21 protein-coding genes and 1 pseudogene are annotated in these 24,224 nt (G+C 34.2%); 12 read left to right on the forward strand and 10 right to left on the reverse strand.

Going from position 1 to position 24,224, the window contains the following annotated elements; genetic code table 11:
- The first annotated feature begins 251 nt into the window (after positions 1–251).
- The 4 genes and pseudogenes from thrS (at position 252) to CRS_RS20500 (ending at position 4,875) form a co-directional block, all read left to right on the forward strand.
- Entirely contained in the window at positions 252–2,171 is a 1,920-nt protein-coding gene (thrS, locus tag CRS_RS20485; protein WP_142725814.1) for a threonine--tRNA ligase, read from the forward strand.
- A 172-nt stretch (positions 2,172–2,343) separates the two neighbouring features.
- Positions 2,344–2,844: a translation initiation factor IF-3 gene (infC, locus tag CRS_RS20490; RefSeq protein ID WP_172617123.1), complete on the forward strand. Its 501-nt coding sequence runs from the start codon at positions 2,344–2,346 to the stop codon at positions 2,842–2,844.
- Positions 2,845–2,991: 147 nt separating this feature from the next.
- Positions 2,992–3,232, forward strand: a pseudogene (locus tag CRS_RS20495) (integrase core domain-containing protein); the annotation flags it as partial.
- A gap of 71 nt (positions 3,233–3,303) precedes the next feature.
- Positions 3,304–4,875 (forward strand): T9SS type A sorting domain-containing protein, encoded by a 1,572-nt coding sequence (locus CRS_RS20500; protein WP_142725815.1) that lies wholly within the window; start codon positions 3,304–3,306, stop codon positions 4,873–4,875.
- A gap of 187 nt (positions 4,876–5,062) precedes the next feature.
- Here the strand turns inward: CRS_RS20500 and CRS_RS20505 are convergent, their stop codons facing one another.
- Positions 5,063–5,623, reverse strand: coding sequence for a hypothetical protein (locus tag CRS_RS20505; RefSeq protein WP_142725816.1), 561 nt, complete (start codon positions 5,621–5,623; stop codon positions 5,063–5,065).
- A gap of 158 nt (positions 5,624–5,781) precedes the next feature.
- Between CRS_RS20505 and CRS_RS20510 the strand changes: the two genes are divergently transcribed.
- Both CRS_RS20510 and CRS_RS20515 read left to right on the forward strand, forming a co-directional pair.
- A complete protein-coding gene (locus CRS_RS20510) occupies positions 5,782–6,855 on the forward strand; it encodes a resolvase (RefSeq protein WP_142725817.1) in 1,074 nt (357 codons plus the stop codon).
- 353 nt (positions 6,856–7,208) lie between these two features.
- Positions 7,209–7,730, forward strand: coding sequence for a hypothetical protein (locus tag CRS_RS20515; RefSeq protein ID WP_228451311.1), 522 nt, complete (start codon positions 7,209–7,211; stop codon positions 7,728–7,730).
- Positions 7,731–7,812: 82 nt separating this feature from the next.
- On the opposite strand, the gene CRS_RS20520 is transcribed toward CRS_RS20515, so the two are convergent.
- The 3 genes from CRS_RS20520 to CRS_RS20530 form a co-directional block, all read right to left on the reverse strand.
- On the reverse strand, positions 7,813–8,442 hold the full coding sequence (locus CRS_RS20520) for a response regulator transcription factor (protein ID WP_142725819.1): 630 nt from the start codon (positions 8,440–8,442) through the stop codon (positions 7,813–7,815).
- Positions 8,443–8,444: 2 nt separating this feature from the next.
- On the reverse strand, positions 8,445–10,652 hold the full coding sequence (locus CRS_RS20525) for an ATP-binding protein (RefSeq protein ID WP_142725820.1): 2,208 nt from the start codon (positions 10,650–10,652) through the stop codon (positions 8,445–8,447).
- Between the two features lie 405 nt (positions 10,653–11,057).
- The gene (locus tag CRS_RS20530; protein WP_142725821.1) at positions 11,058–11,300 is read right to left on the reverse strand and encodes a hypothetical protein; all 243 of its coding nucleotides are present in this window, start codon (positions 11,298–11,300) and stop codon (positions 11,058–11,060) included.
- 353 nt (positions 11,301–11,653) lie between these two features.
- Between CRS_RS20530 and CRS_RS20535 the strand changes: the two genes are divergently transcribed.
- The 6 genes from CRS_RS20535 (at position 11,654) to CRS_RS20560 (ending at position 17,804) form a co-directional block, all read left to right on the forward strand.
- Positions 11,654–12,475 carry an alpha/beta fold hydrolase gene (locus CRS_RS20535; RefSeq protein ID WP_142725822.1) on the forward strand — a complete coding sequence of 274 codons (822 nt, stop codon included), beginning with the start codon at positions 11,654–11,656 and terminating at the stop codon, positions 12,473–12,475.
- A gap of 234 nt (positions 12,476–12,709) precedes the next feature.
- On the forward strand, positions 12,710–12,907 hold the full coding sequence (gene rpmI, locus CRS_RS20540; protein ID WP_034676300.1) for a 50S ribosomal protein L35: 198 nt from the start codon (positions 12,710–12,712) through the stop codon (positions 12,905–12,907).
- A gap of 122 nt (positions 12,908–13,029) precedes the next feature.
- Positions 13,030–13,374 (forward strand): 50S ribosomal protein L20, encoded by a 345-nt coding sequence (rplT, locus tag CRS_RS20545; RefSeq protein ID WP_002979659.1) that lies wholly within the window; start codon positions 13,030–13,032, stop codon positions 13,372–13,374.
- 639 nt (positions 13,375–14,013) lie between these two features.
- Complete coding sequence (locus CRS_RS20550; RefSeq protein WP_142725823.1) at positions 14,014–15,195, forward strand: M28 family peptidase; 1,182 nt, start codon at positions 14,014–14,016, stop codon at positions 15,193–15,195.
- Between the two features lie 60 nt (positions 15,196–15,255).
- A complete protein-coding gene (locus CRS_RS20555; RefSeq protein WP_142725824.1) occupies positions 15,256–16,431 on the forward strand; it encodes a M28 family peptidase in 1,176 nt (391 codons plus the stop codon).
- Positions 16,432–16,634: 203 nt separating this feature from the next.
- Positions 16,635–17,804, forward strand: a complete 1,170-nt coding sequence (locus CRS_RS20560; protein ID WP_142725825.1) for a M28 family peptidase — start codon at positions 16,635–16,637, stop codon at positions 17,802–17,804.
- Positions 17,805–17,856: 52 nt separating this feature from the next.
- Here CRS_RS20560 and CRS_RS20565 read toward each other — a convergent pair whose 3' ends face one another.
- The 6 genes from CRS_RS20565 to CRS_RS20595 form a co-directional block, all read right to left on the reverse strand.
- On the reverse strand, positions 17,857–18,885 hold the full coding sequence (locus CRS_RS20565) for an RNA ligase family protein (RefSeq protein ID WP_142725826.1): 1,029 nt from the start codon (positions 18,883–18,885) through the stop codon (positions 17,857–17,859).
- 11 nt (positions 18,886–18,896) lie between these two features.
- Positions 18,897–20,261 carry a S41 family peptidase gene (locus CRS_RS20570; RefSeq protein WP_142725827.1) on the reverse strand — a complete coding sequence of 455 codons (1,365 nt, stop codon included), beginning with the start codon at positions 20,259–20,261 and terminating at the stop codon, positions 18,897–18,899.
- A 627-nt stretch (positions 20,262–20,888) separates the two neighbouring features.
- Positions 20,889–21,200: a hypothetical protein gene (locus CRS_RS20580; RefSeq protein WP_142725828.1), complete on the reverse strand. Its 312-nt coding sequence runs from the start codon at positions 21,198–21,200 to the stop codon at positions 20,889–20,891.
- 354 nt (positions 21,201–21,554) lie between these two features.
- Positions 21,555–22,043, reverse strand: coding sequence for a hypothetical protein (locus CRS_RS20585; protein ID WP_142725829.1), 489 nt, complete (start codon positions 22,041–22,043; stop codon positions 21,555–21,557).
- A gap of 286 nt (positions 22,044–22,329) precedes the next feature.
- On the reverse strand, positions 22,330–22,746 hold the full coding sequence (locus CRS_RS20590) for a hypothetical protein (RefSeq protein WP_142725830.1): 417 nt from the start codon (positions 22,744–22,746) through the stop codon (positions 22,330–22,332).
- Positions 22,747–23,281: 535 nt separating this feature from the next.
- Positions 23,282–23,797, reverse strand: a complete 516-nt coding sequence (locus CRS_RS20595) for a hypothetical protein (protein ID WP_142725831.1) — start codon at positions 23,795–23,797, stop codon at positions 23,282–23,284.
- Between the last annotated feature and the right edge of the window lie 427 nt (positions 23,798–24,224).

A 24,224-nucleotide genomic window follows, 5' to 3' on the forward strand; every position in this document is an offset into this window, starting at 1 on the left:
GCATTCATGTTAGTTTGTAATTCTCTTATTATCAAATATTTAAATTATAAAACAACTCTTAATATCAAGATTATGAAAGGTGAAAAATCAGCAGATATTTTTCTGTAAATCACCGAATATAGAATCTGATGAGACAAAAACCATCTTCATCTTTTTCATTTTAAATATTAATTATCAGTCTAATTATAGGCTAATATAGTATTTTATCTAAAAAATGCGTATTTTTGCATCTTAAAATTTCTTAGTAAACAATGATAAAAATTACACTTCCAGACAATAGTGTCAAAGAATTCGAGGGAGCAGTTACTCCCCTAGATGTGGCAAAATCTATAAGCGAGGGATTGGCTAGAAATACCATCTCTGCAATTGTTAATGACAAACAAGTAGAAACGACCACACCTATAACCACGGATTCTACGGTACAGCTTTTGACCTGGAATGATGATCTTGGAAAGAAGGCTTTCTGGCACTCTTCTGCCCACCTTTTGGCGCAGGCAATCCTTGAGTTTTATCCTAATGCTAAGTTGACCATCGGTCCTGCCATTGAAAGCGGATTCTACTATGATGTAGATTTCGGGGATGAAAGCTTATCTGAAAAAGATTTTGAAAAGATCGAAAAAAAGATCTTAGAAAATGCAAAGAAAGGGTCTACCTTCTCTCTATATCCGGTTTCTAAAGAAGAAGCTTTAAAAACGTATGCAGACAACCCATACAAAGTGGAACTGATCTCTAACCTTAATGATGGGGAAATCACTTTTGTAACACACGATAATTTTACAGATTTATGTCGTGGTGGTCATATTCCGAATACAGGAATCGTAAAAGCGGTTAAAATATTAAATGCAGCAGGAGCTTACTGGAGAGGAAACGAAAAGAACCCTCAACTGACAAGAGTATATGGTATTTCTTTTCCTAAGCAGAAGGATCTGACTGAATACCTTGAAAGATTAGAAGAAGCTAAAAGAAGGGACCACAGAAAACTGGGTAAAGAACTTGGAATTTTTGCATTTTCTGAAAAAGTAGGTGCCGGGTTACCACTTTGGTTACCAAAAGGAACCGCTTTAAGAAGAAAGCTGGAGAATTTCCTTTCTGACGCTCAGAAAAAAGGAGGGTATGAATTCGTAATGTCTCCTCATATCGGAGCAAAAGAATTGTATGTAACTTCAGGACACTGGGATAAATATGGAGAAGATAGCTTCCAGCCGATTAAAACGCCAAATGAAGGAGAAGAATTTTTGCTGAAGCCAATGAACTGCCCTCACCACTGTGAAATTTATAAAACTTCACAATGGAGTTACAGAGATTTGCCAAAAAGATATGCAGAATTCGGTACTGTATACAGATATGAGCAAAGTGGAGAGCTTCACGGACTGACAAGAGTTCGTGGATTTACTCAGGATGATGCCCACCTATTCTGTACTCCGGATCAGCTTTCCGAAGAATTTGAAAAAGTAATTGACTTAACGCTTTATGTTTTCAAGTCTTTAGGATTTGAAGACTTTGTAACTCAGGTATCATTAAGAGATCCTGAAAATAAACAAAAGTATATCGGTTCTGATGAGAATTGGGAGAAAGCTGAAAGTGCAATCATCAATGCGGCAGAAAAGAAAGGCTTGAAAACCGTGATCGAATACGGAGAAGCTGCCTTCTACGGTCCAAAACTTGACTTCATGGTTAAGGATGCTCTAGGAAGAAAATGGCAGTTAGGAACCATTCAGGTGGATTATAACCTACCGGAAAGATTTGATCTTCATTATATCGGAAGTGATAACGAAAAGCACAGACCGGTAATGATTCACAGAGCACCTTTCGGTTCTATGGAGCGTTTTATCGCTATTCTTTTAGAGAATACTGCAGGTGATTTCCCGTTATGGCTGAGCCCGGATCAGTTTATTATTCTACCGATCAGTGAAAAATATGTAGATTATTCAAAAAAAGTTTCACAATTTTTGGAAAATCACGATATTAGCGGTCAGATTGATGACAGAAACGAGAAAACTGGTAAGAAGATCCGCGATGCTGAATTGAAGAAGATTCCTTTCATGCTGGTAGTAGGAGAAAATGAAGAAAATGAAAGTACGATTTCTGTAAGAAGACGAGGAGAAGGAGATCTGGGAGTGATGAAGCTTGAGGATTTCGTTGCTTATTTCAAAAAGGAAGCAGCAATCTAAATTTTAAATTAAAAGATTGAAGGATACAAAGATTAAAGAATTCATGAAATCTTTCAATTTTAAATATTTAAATCAATTAAATTAAGTAATTAACCAATAAAATTATAATACAATAGCACAAAGATTTAACAACAGGGGCCCACAGAGACGTCCGGTACAAGAGGACGCTCACTTGATCAACGATAAAATTCGTGTGAGAGAGCTTCGTTTAGTGGGCGATAACGTAGAACCGGGAGTTTATCCAATTGATAAAGCGAGACAGCTTGCTACAGAACAGGAATTGGATCTTGTAGTAATTTCCGATAAAGCAGAACCGTTTATTGCGAGAATATTAGACTATAAAAAGTTTTTATACGAGCAAAAGAAAAAACAGAAGGAGCTTAAAGCTAAGCAGGTAAAAGTGGTTGTAAAAGAGATTCGTTTCGGGCCTCAGACTGATGACCATGATTATGAATTCAAAAAGAAGCACGCTGAAAAATTCCTTGAAGAAGGTTCTAAATTAAAAACCTACGTATTTTTTAAAGGACGTTCGATTATCTTTAAAGACCAGGGAGAGATTTTGCTTTTAAAGCTTGCTCAGGAACTTGAGCACGTGGGTAAAGTAGACCAGCTTCCTAAACTTGAAGGAAAAAGGATGATTATGATGATGAGTCCTAAAAAACCAGCAAAATAATTAAGTCATTATTTTATATAAAAAAACCTCAAAGTAATTTGAGGTTTTTTTATGTATTGTCTCGTCCTGAAAAAGGTTGACTAAAAAAAATAAAAGCAGTCATCCTTATGAAATTTTAAAAAAACATCAGCCCCTGTACAAGAATACAGTATCCTTATCAGTATGACAGAAAACTCAGACCCGTATGAAAATGCGGTAGCAGAAAGAGTGAATGGTATTCTGAAATATGAATTTGGATTGATTGATGATACCCTTGAAGACTTTAAAAATCTCTCACAGCAGCTTGGTCAATCCATTTACTATTATAATCATTTAAGACCTCATTTTCCCTAATTATAATATTCCAAACCAAGTGCACATGAAAAATAATGTAAAATTAAAAACCTAGTATTTTACTCAAAAAAAAATCATATTTTTGCGACCAACTAATAACCCGAAAACTAAAATTTTATAATAGTCATGAGACATTTACTATTTCTAGCATTTTTTTCTGCAGGTTCATTCTATGGACAAAATGGGCAGGTAGATCTAAACTTTGGCAATAACGGAGTCCGTTATGATGCACCAAGTGGAGCCCCGAATATCCAGGTTACAAATGATGGTAAAGTTTTTTTGATGGTTAGTAACCAAATAAAAAAACTAACCAATACCGGTACGTTAGATCCTACTTTTGGCACCATGGGTGTTTTTTCAAACCCTAACCCCTATAACAGTATATATCTCTACTCTAATGGAAAGTTATTAACGCAGGAAGCCAACAGCTTATATACTACCAGAGTAAAAAGATTAAATTCAGACGGCACTGCAGATACTGCTTTTGGTACATCAACGAATAATAGTGTTGACTTTAATAATTCAGGATGCTCTCCTTGTATCGAGAACCCACGTATTCACCTTTCTAACAGCAATAACACTAATTCTTTTTTTATTCTGGCAAGTGATGGTTATTATATGGGAGGCCGTGGTGTAGTGGTTTTAAAAAATGAAACGGGTACTTCAGGATTTTCCATTTCACCAGTCTATATTCCTGCAATAACAGGTAGTACAGGAATTCATATGGGTACAGGTGCAGCAAAAATTCTTAAAGCGTCTGATGGAAGTTACTTTGTGGGAGGTGGCTTATATAAAATTAATAATAATTCAGGTGTTAGCCATAGACAGGGCTCAAAGGCATTTATCGCCAAGTATTCTTCTCAGGGCTCTCAAGATAACAATTTTAATTTTTATGCTTCTCAGGGTTCAGATAGTGGCAGCAATGCTGGTGTAGATTATCAGCTGGATGCACAGGATAATGTTTATTTAATGGCTATGGATAATACCTATAACAGTGGTGCGTCATTGTACTACTACCGCATCTATAAAACAGATAAGTATGGAAATATAGACTACTCTTTCGGCAATACTAATTTTACGGGAAATTTGGATGTTTCTGCCGCTTTTTCATCTGTAACCGCCTATAAAACTAATTTCCGAAAAATGTTCATACAGCCGGATGGCAAAATCTTATTGGTCGGGAACACAACCTATATCGTAAATTCAACAACCACTCAGGATAAGGAAATACTACTAGCGCGTTTTAATACCGATGGAACATTAGATAGTACATTTGGAACCAATGGCTATGTTGTACATGATATTGACCCTACAGCTTTTGAAACTTTTGTAGATGCCGGAACTAATTCTGATATGACAGAAATCTATGTAAGTGCAAATCTTAAAAACTCAGCAACGAATTCATTTATTAAAACGGCTCTCGTGAAGTTTAAAAATAATTCTAACAATTTATCTACTAAAGAAGGTACTCCTACTCAAAAGGATTTATTACTCTTTCCTAATCCTGTAAAGGATATTCTAAAATTCAATACCGAAGGAAAAGTAATGATCTATGATACGAACGGGAAACTGATATTATCAAAAGATGATGTAGATGGAAAAAAAGGAATTGATGTTTCTGAGCTGATACATGGAAACTACCTTATTCAGGTAAAAAACAAAAAAGAAACGTATAATTCCAAGTTTATTAAAAACTGATAATCCAAAAGTAAGGATATTATCATCTTTGATATTTTCAAAATACAATTAAAAAGTTCTCTAAGTTTTAGAGGACTTTTTCCGTTTTAAACAAAATCAGAATAGAAAACTTTCTACTCTGATTTGAATATTACACGAATCAACCTATTTCAGGACCGGTTATTTTGTACGTTTTCATGGAAAAGTTCTACCCTTCAAAACCGCCACAATCATGCTCAGCAAAAAGAGGCAGGGCTTTTTTGGTTGTAAAATACTTCGACAATCTTTTGTTTTTTAATTCCAGTTTTTTACCTTCCACGCTAAGCTCATAAACAGGAGCTTTATCTATTTGTGTCAGAATATAAGTTCTTTCTGAAGTTTTTAAAATAGTTTTATTTTTTTCATTTGTAAAAGAGAAATCTTTGATTTCAAAAGTATCTTTTTCATCACAGACGTTAGTCCAAATTATTTTTTCCTTTGTTATTGATAAACTTGCCAAATCGCATGAATAACAGTTACCCGAAAATTCTAGCCCATATTTCTCGTACACATCTGTACTTTTGTTGTTCAGTACATCAATAGGAACCAATGTTGAAAAATCACCCGGAATCTCTGCTATTTCAGCCACATCCTTTACCGGATCAGGAGTTGAAATCTCTTTTGCTGTTACCTTTACAGAATCAACTTTACTTCCTTTTTTTTCTGTAGCAGGTGAGCACGAAGCTAATAAAATAATCACAATTGAAAAGCTGGTTATTACGTTTTTCATTTTTTAAAATAGTTTAGAGTATCTAATTTATCGTTTGGTAAAATTCTCCAAAATCCACTACTCAATATATCCCTGTTTTCAGCCATTTATTCCCTATATCAGGTTGTTTTATTGGTTACAGATCTGAATACTGATACTTTTGCCCAAAAATATAGAAAATGAAAATACCCAATCAAATTTTCATATCATGTATGGTTGTTTTTGTGGGATGCAATCAACAGAATAAAACATCAGAAACTAAAACAGCAAAAATTGAAGTTAAGCAAAAAGTCATTACATTGGCCGACTTCAAAAAAATTAAAGGCGTAGATAATGTACAGGAGGTACCGTTTCAATTATTTACCACGCTGGATTCTGTACAGTTTTTTGTAACGCCGAATAAAGAGGCTGCTCATCTGAAAATCGCTTATAATAAGCTGGATAATTATTACGGATTCGAAGAATTTGAGGACTTCTACTCTATTCATTACAGCATTAATAATAATATTTCGAACAGCATTGAAGCTTTTGTCTTGAAATCAGAATTCACTCCGTCATTTAAATTAACTTTAAATGGAGTGGATCTTTATGAGATCAGAAGCAGCACATTTAAACAATCTGATGATTTTAAGAATAAGTCTTTCAGTAAATACGGAACAATTGTTGAGATTTCAGAACAGGAATTTAAGGCCAACTCCAAAACCAAAATCAATGAAACATTGGTGAAAAATCCGAATATGAAACTACAGGATGATAACTGGGTATACAAAGAAAATGGCAGAGAAGAAGTGATTACCCAGCATGAAAATATATCTACAGAAACCGGACCGCTTGCTAATGAATATGTAGGAAGATCACCTTACCTAAACCTGGAAGTTTTCAAAGAAAATTCTGATGAAGTTGCAGATTCTTATTATTCTTTTTACAATATAAAAAATGCAGTTTTGTTTGAACTGAGTACAGATGGTTATCCGCAAATTCTCCCAACCAAGAGCTGGGTTACCTGCATTTCATCCAATAATGATGTGGGCAGCAATTTTATTATCTCTAAATATTTTCCACAAACAAAGAAACAGGATAATATTTTATATGTGAATTTCACCAACTTCAAAATAGCAGATGATAAAAAAGCATTCTGGACCGATAACGATACCTTTTATGCAGAGGTATATCCTCTTAATTCAGCTTCTGGCAATGGTAAAAAGCAGAAAACGGCTTATATAAAAATCCAGTTAAAGGCTGATCTGTTTTAGTAAGAAAACTGAGAGCATTAGGACCTTAATGGAAATACAATTTACATTTGAAGGAATGAATTTGTGTAAACTTTTATATTTTGAAACATTAAGATCGTATTAAGATGTTGAAAATATTAAGATAAGCTTCGCTTTACGCTTAAAGATAAGAATGATTCATCTTAACTATACTTTATTTCTTAAGCTCTTCTTAATGGTTTTATTAGAAAAAAATTTCAGCAATTTCAATAATAAAAAACCCCTGAAATCAGCGAGTGTATATAGAGGTAAAGTCTAATATCTTTGCCGCAGTTATTTAAAGAAATACAATGAAAAAATTAAGTTTGACCCTTCTTTTTTGCTTACTAAATTTTATGGCTTTCGCACAGTCATTGAAAGTAGTTATTAAACAGGACGGAAAAGTGGTACAGCCGGTAAATGATGTTTATGAACTGAAAAAATCTACCTTTCTTTTCGAGATCACGTCTACCAATCTTGAAGGTTTTTTAGTGGGAGCCACTACCAATAAGGATATTTATGCAGGAGCTCTGGGACAGTTCAATACTGAAGTTCCCTGGTTTCAGAATACAGGTATGGCTGAGGAACTCTATAATAAGGATAAAGAAATGTTTCTAATGGATTCAGCACCTTCATATTGGTATTATACAGATGCGAAGGATCACAGATTTGACAAAAACCCTAAGGGCAACGCAAAGCAATGGACCGCTACACGTACTATTACAAGATTTTACGATATCATGGTAGACCAGCCAATCCAATTAAAAGATTTTGACGGCAGAGTTTTCATCCTGATGTATCAGCCTGAATATAACGACGAATATGATTTAATAGGAAAGAAAAACCTGTTTCAGGCTGCGTTGAAATTCAAAGATTAAAACAAACACACCAATTATTTGATTATATAAGAAAAAGGTCTGCTTTTACGATGTAAGCAGGCCTTTTTTGTAGATGAATATTTTATTCGATAATCAATCCATATTCTATGGCTAATTTCATTGCTGAACTCAGGTTGGATGTCTGAAATTTTTCAATAAGATTTTTTCTGTGGCTTTCTACAGTATGCGGACTGATAAAAAGCTTTTCTGCCATTTGATTGGTGGTAAGACCTTTGGCAGCTTCAGCCAGAATTTCTTTTTCTCTTCGGGTCAGTTTCGGAACCTGGCTTAACCCATCTACAGATTTTTTTTCCAGAACGGACCTGGTTTGTGAACACAGAAACTGTTCTCCTCTATATACTGTAGCAATGCCTTCGAGGATTTCGGAAACCGAAGCATTCTTTTGAATGTATCCTAAAGCACCTTCTGCCAGAGAGCTATTAATAACAGGCAGTTCATTGTGAACACTCAGGATGATAATCTGAAGATTTTCATACTTTTTCTTCAAGGGTTTTATGAGTTCAATGCTATTGGTATCTGCTAGGTTGATGTCCAGTAATAAGATATCAACTGCCTGCCTGGCAAGGCCTGCGTTCATTTCTGAAACGTTTCTGAAGCAATCTACCACATCTATGGTAGTGCTGTTTCCTAAAATATTCTTCAATCCTTCCAGCAGAAGTGGATGATCATCTGTTATAGCTACTTTTATCATTTTTAATGAATGGGAATTTGAAGTTCTATGCTGGTGCCAATATTCAATTCGGAGGTAATATTCATTGTTCCTTTTAAAAACTGGACCCTTAATTCTATATTATGAAAACCTGCTGTTTTCTTTACGTCTAAGTCTGCAAGGTCAAAACCTTTACCGTTATCTTCTACTGTAAGATTCAATTGGTTTTCCTCTTCACTTATCTGAATAATAATTTCAGAAGTATCAGCATGTTTTATGGCATTGTTGACCAATTCCTGAATGATTCTGTAAATAATCAGCTCCTTCTCCTTCGATAGGGAGCTGCTGTAATTGATAAATTCTGTGTGGATTTCCAAAGCATTATTGGAAATTCGGGAAGCAAATTCCTGAATGGCCACTTCCAGACCGTATTTTGTTAATAAATCAGGCATTAAATTGTGTGCGACCCGTCTTAATTCTTCAACAGCTCCGTCGATCTGTTCAATTGATTTTGAAATCCCTTCCTCTATATGTTCAGATTGATAGGGATTTAAATAAGAGAGCTGAAGTTTGGTTCCGGAGAGCAGTCCGCCCAATCCGTCATGAAGATCACGGGCCAGCCGGCCACGTTCCTGTTCCTGCCCTTCAAGCAATGCGGTAAGTGTTGAAATTTTTGAATTTTGTTTCTCCTGTTCCATCGCTAAGGTATGTAATTCATCTCTTCGCTTAATGGACTTGGCACGTTGTTTATAGGCATAAAGCAGTAACAAGATTAAAACGATAAAGAAAATAATAAAAAAGACGTAATAGGTATTGATCTTCTCTTTGAAGGCCAACAGCTTTTTGTAGTTGTTAATATCATTATTTTTCTGTTGGGTTTCCAACTTTGCCAGACGGAGCTGCTGTTCTTTTTTTTCTGATTCAAGTTCTGAGAACTTCAACCTTTCGCGCTGATTTTCTTCTACCAGTTTTAAATTGTTGTACACCTGTTCACGCTGTGCCCGGACGATGTTAATCAACTTGATTTCCTGAGCTTTTTTATCACTTTCCAGCTGAAGCTTAATATACTTCTGCTCCTGTCTTTCTTTATCAAACTGAGATTCCAATCTTTTGGTAATATCCAGTTTTTCCTGATCATAAACGCTTTTATACTGATCAACATAACTTTTATAATATGTGAGTGCTTCTTTGTAATTCCCTTGTTCCTCACTAATTCTGGATAAAGATTCAAGAATCGCCAATTCTATCTTATGATCTCTGACCGGGCTCTTACCAATTTCCATGGAGGCTTTCAGAAAATAAGACTTGGCTAAATCATAATCTTTATCCTGTATGGCCAATTCAGCCAATATCCCAAATGAAGAAGCAATATGAATGGCATCACCGGTTTCCAGGCTCACATTATTGGCCAACTGGGCATATTTCATCGCCTTATGGCTGTCAAAACCAGTATACAAATTAGCTAAATTGATAGCAGCATATGATAGATTGCTCCTGTTGAGCATCAGATTTTTGTTCTTATTGAATGTTGTAATAGCCTGCAGATAATACTGCTCTGTCTTATTTCTAAACTCCGTATTAGATGGATCCTGAGTGTATTTTTGCTCGTAGACATAGCCCATTCTCATATATGCATCGAAGATAAGGTTGGGATCATTTTGTTTGGATGCCAGCAGCAGAAACTGTTTGCTGTATTTCTCTTCAAGCTGATATTCATTGAGGTTAGCATAAATAGCAGACAACTCTTTAGCAGCATTGCCAAATCTTGCATACAGCGTAGAGGTCGTTGGCGAGTTTTCATAATAATCAATCGCTTTTAAATAGGCGGCAACGGCTTCTGTTATTTTATTGTTCCGTTCCAGAATCCAGCCTTTTGCGTAATGAAAGTAACCTTTAATTTCGTTACTATTTGTTTTTAAACTGTACACTTTTGCCATCTCAAGACTTTTCAAAGACTCTGCTGTTTTATTATCCAGACGGTAATTCATAGCCTGTACTGCGTACAAAATTGTGGCGTATTTTCCATCAGACTGTTTTTTGGCGATGGAAATATTGGTATCTAAAATCTGATAAGATTTAGGCTTGAGATTATGAAAAAATAAGGCACTTGCATATTTAGGAGCCAGGTTAAGCTGCTCTGCTGTATTATTTGACGCATGGTCATATTCCTTTTCTAATTTGCTTAAAACATCCTGTGCATAGACAAAAAACGGACTAACAATTAAAGCAAGTATAAATAATAGCCTGTGCATCAAATCCTTATCTTTATTAAATTCTGTTATCGTAAAGACCGTAAATATAAGTAAATCCCCGATAATCGGTTTTCAGTCTGTTTTCCTGATTCGGAAAGCGAGATTAACGATTACAGCTTCTTTTTCACTCAATTTTATTTGGCTGTTGTTTTTACCCATACTTTTAAGTTGTGTTTATTCGAAATAAGAATTTATCATTGAATTGATTGTGAAAAAGAAAGCTATAAAAGTTATAAATTAATATTTATATCTAAGGGAATGACAGTCAATAATTATAATCAGAATCATAAATTTTTAACCGCTTTATCTTTAATAAATTCTTGGCTCAAATATAACAATAGAGATTGCATAAAAATATCCCTGATAACAGGGGTTTTTAATCATTCTCATCTTCCGGAAAACCTCTTAAAACACATCGTTTCCAACCTGTTCGAATAATATCACATAAAAATAAAATGCAGCTGAGGCAACTCCAATAGCTCCGGAAATGAGAAATAAGAGAATATAATAACGTCCACTTTTATTTTTCTTTCTTATAGAATTGATAATAAGAGCAATGAGTGTGCATAAAAATCCTGTTCCGAAAAACAAAATCAGAACAGCAAGAAATAATGCCCTTTCAAGGTGTAAATCTGCAGATGAAAGCATAACTGGTGTTATAAGGTTATAGATAAAAAAAATCAGAAGACGGAAGGCTGGAGAAAAGAAACTTATCTACATCATCAAGCATAACTGAATTTTGTGTCTTCGTGTATTAGTCAGCAATATTAAAGAGAATGAAAAAAAATTGCAATCCCGGTTATCAGCTATATTTGATAAAATCGCATTTTCCATATAAAAATTTGCAGTTCAATTACATTTAAAGAATTATTTATATATTATTATCCAGAAATTCCCCATCAATTATTATCTTAGATCAACATATTGTGAAGATTTTCTATCTACATTTGTGAATATAAAAAGCCAGATATACTATTTATTAATCATTAAAAAAAGAAACAATGAGTACACTTACATTAAAAGACGGAACAGAAATTTATTACAAAGACTGGGGTAAAGGACAGCCGGTTTTTTTCCATCATGGATGGCCATTATCAAGTGATGACTGGGATGCGCAGATGTTCTTTTTTTTAGAACAGGGATACAGGGTAATTGCTCATGACAGAAGAGGACATGGAAGGTCTGAACAGACTCCTTATGGACATGATATGGATACTTATGCTTCTGATGTGGCAGAAATTGTTGAAGCGCTGGACTTAAAAGATGTGATTCATGTAGGGCATTCTACAGGAGGTGGTGAAGTGATCCGATATGTAGCCAAACATGGTAAAGGGAAAGTTTCAAAAGCTGTTCTGGTAAGTGCAGTAACTCCTATTATGGTGCAGAATGAGAACAATCCGAATGGAGTTCCTATCTCTGTTTTTGATGATATCCGAAATAATACAGCGAAACACAGACAACAATTCTTTATTGATATTACCTTCCCTTTTTACGGATACAACAGAGAAGGCGCCAAAGTTTCTGAAGGTATTCAGAGAAACTGGTGGAGACAAGGTATGAGTGGTTCTATCAAAGCTCATTATGACTGTGTAAAAGCATTCTCTGAAACAGATTTCACAGAAGATCTTAAAAGTGTAGACGTACCTGTCTTGGTAATGCATGGTGAAGATGATCAGATCGTACCTTTTGAAACAACAGGTAAAGTAGCTGCTACCCTGCTTAAAAATGGAAAGCTGATTTCTTATCCTGGCTTTCCTCACGGTATGCCAACAACAGAGGCCGAAACCATCAATAAAGACCTGCTTGAGTTTTTCAAATCATAGCAGGATCAAACCTCATTAAAATTCAAAGAAAAACTTATATTAAAAACAATAGACAAATCTGTTAATACAGGTTTGTCTATTATTTATTATAGTGATGATGGATTATCTATTTATGGCATTAAAAAATCCTTTCACATATCAGTTTTTTTTCGTAATTTTGCCAACTATTATTCCTAATGTCTTTAGGAAACCATAAACAGATATTGATAACAAAAACAATAAAAAAGCAAAACAATGCCAAAATTAAAAACGAAATCAGGTGCTAAGAAACGTTTTGCTCTTACCGGAACAGGTAAGATCAAAAGAAAAAACGCTTACAAAAGCCACATCTTAACTAAGAAAGAAACAAAGCAGAAGAGAAATCTTACTACTACTTCTTACGTAGCTAAAGTGGATGAGAAAAGCGTTCAACGTCAATTAGCAATTAAGTAGTTTTTATAAATCTATATTTCGGTTTATAAGAATTCAAAACAAATTCACAATTTTAACCCTGAAACGGTGCTAACAAGTGTAACATATCTGTTACCGCCCTTTTCAAAAAAACAATTTAAATTATGCCAAGATCAGTAAATGCCGTAGCTTCAAGAGCTCGCAGAAAGAAAATTTTTAAGCACGCTAAAGGTTATTTCGGAAGAAGAAAGAACGTTTGGACTGTAGCTAAAAACGCGGTAGAAAAAGCAATGCAATATGCTTACCGTGGTAGAAAAGAGAAAAAGAGAAATTTCAGAGCACTTTGGATCACTCGTATCAACGCGGGAACAAGAGAGCACGGAATGTCTTACTCTCAATTTATGGGAGCTCTTAAAAAGAACAACATCGAACTTAACAGAAAAGTTTTAGCAGATTTAGCAATGAATCACCCTGAAGCTTTCAAAGCTGTTGTAGATCAAGTAAAATAATGTAGAATAGATTTTGTTATCAATATAGATCCCGGGTTTTCCCGGGATTTTTTTGTATACCCTTTTTTTAAACATTAATTTTCGGATCAAGCGCAAAAGTTAGGGACTAGTACAAAATCTATACTTTTTATTGAACTGACAGGTCATTTTTTAATCGCAAAGAAAAATGGTTCAAATGTTTTATTTTAGAAAGCTAAGAAGTGCGACTTTGTGGCTGAAGGAGCTTATGGATATTAGCTTAGAAAGAATCAATGAAATTGATTCCATCTTTGCTCCCTTGAAAATATGAGATAAGAGGCTAAAAACTTTGCGTTAGTTTAAACAATATTTCCCCCAGCTTTTGAGACTGATCCTAATTTTCCATTTCATTCAAACTAAGCATAATTTGAAGAATCGATACCATTATCCATACAATCCTGGCAATGAAATAGTAAATATTCAACTTAAAAACACTCAATACTAAAGAATAAAATAAATACGTATCCTAATCTAGGATAAAAATAATCTATCATAATCGCAAATGATATAAAAAGTTATATTATTATCAAAAAATCACCTAAACACCTACGAATAGACCTGAAAAACAATAATAAATGATGATTTATTATTATATTAGCAATCTATAAAGAAAGTATCAAAATGAAAAAAGTTGCAGCGGTTTTGCTGACTTCCATAGCACTACAAAATGTGGATGCACAGAATTTTATTCAGGCCTATAAAAACAGGGCCGACATGGTTACCCAAACCAATATCAACACCAATCTTCAGGAGTTCGCAGCCTTTGGGATCAAAAAAACAGGCACGGTTGCTAATAACAATGCTTTGAACTGGCTGAAAAATAAATATCTGTCTTATGGGTATGCTGCCAGTGACCTTTCTGAGGACGCTTTCACATATGGAGGTAATACATCAAAAAACTTAATCATTACAAAAACCGGAACCGTATATCCCAACAAATATGTTATTATCTGCGGGCATTATGATACCATCGTAGGTCCAGGGGTAAGTGACAATGGAAGCGGAACTTCTATTATCCTGGAAGCGGCAAGAATACTGAAGGATGTTCCTACGGAATACTCTATCAAATTTATCCATTTTTCAGGGGAAGAACAAGGTCTGGTAGGAAGCAATCACTATGTCAATAATATTGCTTACCAGGGAGGTAATCAGGTCCTGGATATAAAACTTGTTCTGAACATTGACCAGGTAGGCGGACTTATAGGAAATAATAACAATACGATTACCTGTGAAAGAGATACTGGAGGAGTCTCCTCCAATAATGCAGCATCGGATATCGCAACACAGGAACTGATGACCTGTACAGGTCTCTACTCTCCTCTTCAGACCAATCTTTCCTATGCCTACAGTTCCGACTATATGCCTTTTGAAGCCAAAGGATATACGATTACAGGATTTTACGAATATCTCAGAAGTGAAAACGAACATACCGTAAACGATACTTTTGCCAATCTTGACCCCGTGTATGTTTTCAATGTGGGAAAAGCAGCTGTGGGAGCATTACAACATTTTGCCGTTGCCACAACAACCAATAATCTACTGAGTGCCAACGAGACTTCTGTACAGAAATCAGGGGAAGGCATTAGAATTTATCCTAATCCCGCTAAAGATCTGGTAACCCTTGAATTTGAGCAAAAAGTAAAGCAATTCAAAGTTGAAGTGAATGATATGGCAGGAAACACTGTTCTCAATCTTGAAAACCAGGAAAAGATTAATACCTCGGGATTGAAAAACGGAGTCTATACGTTTACCATTAAGACTGATAAAGGAAATACTACAAAAAAAATAATTATCAATAAATAATTTCAAGCCGGAACAGGGTTGAATAGATATTTCACTGAGTATCCGGCATTACCTCATACAATGAAGAAAATCTCCACTTTTCTACTCGCTTCTATCGCCATCCAAAGTATTGAAGCCCAAAGCTTCATTCAGGCTTATCAGGACAGAGCGAATATGGTAACTCAGACCAACATTACAACTTACCTTCAGGAATTTGCTAATCTGGGGGTAAAAACCACAGGATCAACAGCTAATGCCAATGCACTGACCTGGCTTAAGAATAAGTATCTTTCTTACGGGTATACAGTCACTCAGATTGTTGAAGATCCCTTCACTGCAGGAAGTTATACTTCTAAAAATCTAGTGATTACAAAAACCGGAACAGTTTATCCCAATAAATATGTTATTATCTGCGGGCATTTTGACAGCATAACCGGCTTGGGAGTCAATGATAATGGCAGCGGAACTTCTATTATTCTTGAGGCTGCAAGAATTCTGAAAGATGTTCCTACGGAATACTCTGTCAAATTCATTCATTTTTCAGGGGAAGAGCAAGGACTTTTAGGCAGCAGCCATTATGCGAATACGGTAGCCTATCAGGGCAGCAATCGTGTTTTGGATATAAAGCTGGTTTTTAATCTGGATCAGGTGGGAGGTGTGATGGGAAATAGCAACAATACGGTTTACTGTGATCAGGACCTTGGAGGACTTACATCAAATAATGCTGCTTCCGCGACTGTAACCCAGGAATTGAGAAACTGTACAGCACTCTACTCTCCTCTTCTGACAGCTGTGGATCCCGCTGCCGATACAGATTACATCCCGTTTGAACAGAAAGGTGAAGTGATCACTGGTTTCTTTGAAAGAATCAGGAGTACCTATCCGCATACCGTTAATGATACTTTTGCCAATACTGATCCTGTTTACATTTACAATATAGGCAAAGCATCTGTTGGTGCATTACAACATTTTGCTGTTGCTACAGGTACACTAGGAACCCATGAGCTAGCCGTAAAAAACACGCTGGAAACCGTAAAAATTTATCCCAATCCAGTAAAGGATTTTATCAATATTGATCTGCCGGATCCCGGAACTAAAAATTTCACTTTTGAACTTACTGATTTTCAGGGTCGGTCTATTTTCAAGAGAACTAATGAAACAAAAATTAATGTTTCCGGGCTGGAAAATGGTGCTTATATAGGGATTTTAAAAATCGGCGACCAAAAGGCCGTAAGAAAAGTGATGATCGAAAGATAATTTTTGTCACAATAAACAATCTAAACCTCTGAATTGCTTCAGGGGTTTTTATTTTTCCTCAGCATCAGATTATCATTAGGCATATATTCATTACACCTCTTTTTAATATGATATTCATAATAAATCTCATTATATTTTAACGCATTAAACACTTTATTGTGATTTATTTACTACATTCGTATTACCAAAACAATATAATACATATGAAAAAAATCACAACATTTTTGTGTACTGCATTGATCATGCAAAGCATTGGAGCTCAAAGTTTTATCCAGGCCTATAAAGACAGGGCTGATATGGTTACCCAGGCAAACATTACTTCCAACCTTCAGGAATTTGCCAATCTGGGTGTTAAAACTACTGGTTCAACGGCTAATGCCAATACCCTTACCTGGATCAAAAACAAATATCTCTCCTATGGCTATAATGCCAGTCAGATAGAGGAAAGCCCCTTTACTTTTGGAAGTACAAGTTCTAAGAATTTAATCATAACCAAAACAGGGACCCTTTATCCTAATAAATATGTGATTATCTGCGGACATTTTGATACGATTTATGGCCCCGGAGTTAATGATAATGGCAGTGGAACATCCATCATTCTTGAAGCAGCAAGGATCCTGAAAAATGTTTCTACAGAATATTCCATCAAATTCATTCACTTTTCCGGCGAGGAACAAGGACTGAAAGGGAGCAGCCATTATGTTAATAATGTAGTTTATCAGGGAGGAGTCCGTAAATTAGACATAAAACTGGTTTTCAATCTCGATCAGGTAGGCGGTGTAAAAGGCAACAACAATAACACAGTATACTGTGATGAAGATCAGGGCGGGCTTTCCAGCAACAATGCGGCTTCTGCGGCGGTAACCCAACAGCTGAGAAACTGCACGGCACTCTATTCTCCACTTCAGACTGCTGTGGATCCTGCTGCTGACACGGATTATATCCCATTTGAGCAAAAAGGTGAAGTAATTACCGGTTTTTTTGAAAGGATAAGAAGCAGTTATCCTCATAGTTCTAAAGATACATTCACCAATATGGATCCTGTATACGTATACAATATCGGAAAAGCTACCGTAGGCGCATTGCAGCATTTTGCAGCAGCTTCAACGACAATGAGCAAAGCAGCGTCAAAAAATGCACTAGAAACAGCAAAAATCTATCCTAATCCTGCTCAAAATATTCTCAATATTGAATTACCGGATTCCAGGGAAACCAATTTCAGTTTTGAAATCAGTAATTCAATCGGCAGAACGATGCTTAAGGTAAATAATGAAAGAAAGATTGATGTTTCCCATCTTCCAAACGGAGTGTATATAGGAGTTTTAAAAGTGGGTGATCAGACGCTTGTTAAAAACATCATGATTGAAAGATAACAGCATTAAAATCATTATAAATAAAACAGCAGGATAATATTCCTGCTGTTTTTTATGATAAGGCTATCATTTTTTGTATTTCAGGTTTCATCCGTTCTATGATCCATTCTTTATCATCAGTAACCAGATCTTCCAGCAGATTACTGTTATTTTCATTAAAATCTGTAAGAATATCCTGTAAAAATTCATTTTTAATTTCGCTGAGGCGGACCGGATTGCTTTTATCAAGTGCGCCAACTTTTGATATCACACTTTCCAGACGATTCTTCGTTACATAAGTTCTCAGTTCCTCTATTATAAAAGAAAGACTTTCTGTCTTTGAATAGATATCCGGAACGAATGACCATTTTTCAGCTTTATGAAACTTCTCTTCTTCATCAAACTCAGGATTTTTCAACTTGATCACCGGACGGTCAGACAATAGCTCTTTATCTTTTAAATCGAATGGTTTGATCACAACTCCTTCAATAAGATTTTGCTTCAATTCAGGCAGCCCAAGCTCTTTAGGAACAGGAGAATCTATTCTGATATTGAAATTCAAAGCTTCATTAAATTTTCCAATAAACAATGGCTTCACATAGGGTATTCCGAATTGTTCAAAATATGAAACTGCAGTTTCATAATCCAGATAGTATTTCAACCCATTCTCATCAACAATAGCCAAGTCAAAAGCATAAAAACGAATATCGGGCGTATAATAAACTCCTGTCTGTATAGCCTTTACATTTTCGACAGCAGAAATCTCCGGATGTGGATAATGTCCACCGAATAATTCACCATAAACAATATATCTGATACCCGGCACTGCAGCACCAAGATACTCAAACAATGCCAGCATGCTGTTCTCCAATTTACTGACAACAAGCTGAAAACCAAAGAAGTCATCTTTCCAGTCAAGGTACTCTCTTCTTTTGGCATATTTAAGAGTATTATTTTCATAGCTGAAACTAAAATTGGCGCCATGTATTTTTTCAGTTACCACCCATTTCAGCTTATCCATTTTTGATAAATCACTTTCATTAAGCCCGATTTTCTTCAATGAATCAGGCATTTTTTCGTATCCGGAAAATTCGGTCATCATATTTTATTATATTAAAGCTGATCTACAATCTGTGTTTCTGTTTTATCTTTTAAGTTGATAATTTTTGTAGGAACAAGCCTGTTAGGTTGTATATTTCCTGCAGGTCTTACCCATTCTTTTACACCAAACAGGAAATCCAGTTTGGTATTAGGCGTCTGAAATCGAATCAGTTCTCCAAAATGATTAGGATGTCCTTTTTCAGGCATTTCCCCTACAACTTCTGCCAGTTTGTTATCGAGGACCATCACACTGAACATCATCGCACTGGAAAAAGTATTTTTCCCCACGATCACATATGTTTTTCCATTGAATCGCAACGGATTATTACCAGCAGCTACAGTAAGGGAGAGGATCGGATAATAACCACCGTCTTTTATCCTGTTATATTCAGGGGATTCTTTATTGTTCGCTTTTAAATAATCAGCATATTCTTTACTTTTTTTCCATCTTCCCTGATAGGTATGATAAGGCTTGTCTGAAAAATAGCTGATCAGTAAATTTCCAACTGCTGAATTCCCTCCTGAATTGTTATGCACATCAACAACCAGCTTATTGATATTATCTTTTTTGACCTGAGTAAATATGCTGTCAAATTTAGTCTTCCACTCTTCCAGCGTGAATGTCCCTCTGTCATCAAAAGTATTAACCGTCAGATAAGCATATTCATTTACTTTTTTATAATCAACAGGTTTAAAATTATCATTCTTTACGGGCTGGCTTTTTGAAGCATTGGCTTTTAACTGTTCCAGAGAAATACTTTTAACCGTCTTTTGCAGTCCGCTTTTAAAGTTCAGGTTGTAATCATCCGTAATGAAATAACAGTACTTATTGATCATAATCCAAAACTTATCAGCAGCCACGGAAATCCGCTCTTCTTTAGCACCGGGAATGGTTTGGGCACAGGTTTCCAGCACTTCATTGACAGGTATATTATTCAGCGAAATCAATTCGTCACCAATATTCAGTGTACTGTCTGAGTAATTCTCTGTAAGAATCATTTTGTCATTTTCATATTTGAATTTTAACGGCAATACTTTCATGCTTTTTTTTATACTGTCGGTAACGCAGAAATCAGACATTGAGCTATGCTCGTCATTCAATGTAACAATCAAAGGTTTTGCGAGATAATAAAATTCCCTCTGTGTCATCCCGTTTTTCAGAGACTTACGAATATCTATATATTTCTTTTCAAATTCTGATTTTGAGATTTCAGTATAGGGATTTACATGGGCATTTATTATTTTCTCCTTCATAAAATCTATGTCCTGTTCCAGCTGCTGCCTTGTGAATTTCTGGGCATAAAGTTCATTACAGTTTTTTTGAGCAAAAGCAGACTGAAAGAGCAATGTTGCTATTAAAGTTAATTTTAATTTCATGGAATTGTTAGTATCTGGCAAAATTAGTGTTTTAAAGCTTTATTTTGTTACAGGATAAGGAATTGTTACTGCCAGTTTAAAATATTAGCTAAGAAGGTCAGTGGGTTTTTGATCTTTCTTTAAATATTGCCAAACCCCCGCTACCGCACGAATCCTTTCGTGTGGTTTAATTTAACTATAGATCAAACCATCAGATTGAATTCCTAAAAATTTTTGTTTTTATGATCTTATATTTTTAACATAAGCTACTATATCAACATCACACATGATAGATATTGATTTGACAGTACAAGTTCCACACAATGATTTGTGCGACAGCAAGGGAGCTGCCACACGATGCAATTGTGAGGTAGGGGGATTTTTTTGCTAAAAAAATGCTTCTGCTTTATAAAAACATAAAACCCACCGCATTGCGATGGGTTTTGTTATTATCCGCGCAAAGTCGGAAGAGTTTGCGCAGCGGGGAAAAGAAAGTATTGATATCTACAATACTAAAAGACCACATTTAAGTCTTAATATGCAAACGCCAGATAAAGTGCATAAAAAATCCGAAGAAATAAATACTTCTCCGGATTAAATATTGTCTAATTTTATGTCAATCTATTTTAGGACGACTCAATCTGATTTTTATTTCTGATTTTTTATTCTATTTATAAAAGGAAAAGTTTCATTGTATTCTACCGAAATAGTATCACCAAATTTATATTGTTCATCATAACTCGGATTAGAATAGTCTTTACCATTTACTGAAAATTTATAATAGTAGTTAAATGCTCCTATTATAAAGCCTCTCCTTAAAGCATCTTTCTCTTTAATAACTAAGCCAGATGTTGTTTTTGTTGGAAGAACAGACAATAAAGGTCTATATATTAATACATTTCTATTAAGAAAAATAATAAATAGTAGTATCAAGACTAAAAGTATTCTTTTTTTATTCATTTGTCTTATCTTTTAATTTATCTACATTATTTTTAGATGTTGCGTTTACAGTATTTTCAACGGCTTTATTTGTTGAGTTTTTCACTCCATTACTTAATTGTTTGGATATGCCTTTTATATCAAGTTTTTTTCCCGCTACCGCACGAATCCTTTCGTGTGGTTTAATTTAACTATAGATTAAACCATCAGACTGAATTCCTAAAAATTTTTGTTTTTATGATCTTATATTTTTAACAGAAACTCTTTATTATTCTGAATTACTATATCAACATCACACATGATAGATATTGATTTGATAGTATAAGTTCTACACAATGATTCGTGCGACAGCAGCGGGATTTATATATAAAATTATTAATCTGAATTTTTACAATTATTTTCCATAAAATAATGAATCTTTTCTTTATCAGTAATCAACTTATTATTCTTGAAATATAAGGCATAACCATTAATAAGGCTTTGGTTACCTTTTGGTAATATTGTGACATCATAACTTACAGGCTTTAAATATCTGTCAAAAAAACATATATTCTTCTTATTAATATTTTTTTCATCAATTTCATAAATTATCAACATTCCTTTATAATTATATGTTTTATATCTCTGAATCTTTTTTTCGTCATAATAAATTAAATCTTTTTTACTTGCTGTAAATAACAATTCATTTTTACAATCTACTATTAAATTTATCTGAATAAATTTAAAATTTCCTTCATCCTTTTTCCATTTATCTAGATAAGTATATAAAGATTTTTCCTCTTTAGCTTGGGCATCTGAGCAATTAAAATTAAGCGTGAAAAATAGAATAATTAATATTTTAGTCTTTTTTATATTTCCCTTCATAAGCTTTAATTATCTTAGAACTATCGTAAATTATTGTTGTATCATATTGAACCCCGCTACCGCACGAATCCTTTCGTGTGGTTTAATTTAACTATAGATCAAACCATCAGATTGAATTCCTAAAAATTTTTGTTTTTTATGATCTTATATTTTAACAGAAGCTCTTTATTATTCTGAATTACTATATCAACATCACACACGATAGATATTCATTTGATAGTATAAGTTCCACACGAATAATTCGTGCGACAGCAAGGGGAGACGCTCACGCTAGCGAGGAGGAAGACTATGGTAATATAAGTCTATATTTATTTTGATTCTTTAAACGATAAACATATATTTTGTTTGTATTCTTTGTCGAATCAAGTTCAACTTTTATTGAGATCTTTTTTACATAATCAATCCCATCATCATATTCTACAACTTTTTTAATTGGATGGTTGATAACGAAAATGTATTCATCTTTTGCGTTAAGTTTATTATTTGATAAAAAACTAATACCAATATTTTTTAAATCATAATCAGATATTACATATCCAAAACTCTCATTAAAATATGAATTTTTAAAAAGAGAATCATTAAAAACTTTATAATTATACTCACCTGTAAATTCAGTTTCTACTTTCTTTTCTTTATTAACAAAATAAAAAATTAAGAGCGTTAGTAGCAGAAAAGATATTCCTAAGATTATTTTTTTATTCATGAGTGAAATTTTTAAGGATAAGCTTTAAAGTTTCCAGATGGGAGATTAGTGGGTTTTTGATCTTTCTTTAAATATTGCCAACCCCTCCATAATACCATTGAGTAGTTGCCTGACCTGAACTATTAAAATTAACTTTTAAATTTGTTCCTCTAACTTGGCCGACTCCCCGGCTACCGCACGAATCCTTTAGTGTGGTTTAGTTTAAAACTATAGATCAAACTATCAGATTGAATTCCTAAAAATTTTTGTTTTCTTATATTTTAACAGAAGCTCTTTATTATTCTGAATTACTATATCAACATCACACACGATAGATATTGATTTGATAGTATAAGTTCCACACGAATGATTCGTGTGACAGCAAGGGTATTGAAGATATCGACAAGCTTGATCTTGCAACAAAAGAATATCTGTTCTTTCTCGTTGGTAATATTATACAAAATTTTAAAACTAAACAAGCAAAAAACCTCGCATTTTGCGAGGTTTTTATCTGTCTGCCACACGATGCAATCGTTTGGTAGCGGGGCAGTTTTGTTTATTTTAGTATTTCAGATTCTAAATTTGATAAGTCAGGATTTCTATTTATATTTTTTTTATTTAAATCTTTATCGTAAATAATTTCTAATTCTGGTTGCCATTCTATAAAATCTCGTTGTATTTCAAGTTTTTTATTGTCGAAAGAAAGTATTGCTCTTTTTTTAGTTTCATCTTTTATTTTTTTAGGAATGTTTTTAAACAGAGACTTGCTAGTTAACACATTTTTATCGTAAAAACATAAAATATTAGAGTATAATCCTACCTTTTTTTTAAATTTACCATTATTTAAATATTCTAAAGCTGAGTTTTTAGAAATATCCATTATTTTAATATTTGAATTTTGTTTATTTACTACAACAGCAAAAGGGGAGGTTCCTGTCATACTAATAAATTCAAATTTGTAATTATTAATTAATGAAAAGATTTCTGTCTCTCTATTCTGCTTAACCTGAGTTGAACAAGAAACAAAAAAAAATATAATAATTATTAATCTAGTAGTTTTCAATTTTTTCATATTTAACATTATCATATTTATATGCCGTTCCTCCTGAATTTGGAATATATACGTAGTCCAGATTTATGAAAATGATCAATAGTCGTTACTACATTACCTTCATTTTCAAGAGCTTCCCCTTGTACAGAACGAATCCCTTCGTGTGGTTTAGTTTAAAACTATAGATCATCAGATTGAATTCCTAAAAATTTTTGTTTTTTATGATCTTATATTTTAACAGATGCTCTTTGTTATTCTGAATTACTATATCGACATCACACACGATAGATATTGATTTGATAGTATAAGTTCCACACGAATGATTCGTGTGACAGCAAGGGTATTGAAGATATCGACAAGCTTGATCTTGCAACAAAAGAATATCTGTTCTTTCTCGTTGGTAATATTATACAAAATTTTAAAACTAAACAAGCAAAAAACCTCGCAA

The sequence above is a fragment of the Chryseobacterium sp. ON_d1 genome, assembly GCF_006829085.1.
Taxonomy (GTDB): domain Bacteria; phylum Bacteroidota; class Bacteroidia; order Flavobacteriales; family Weeksellaceae; genus Chryseobacterium.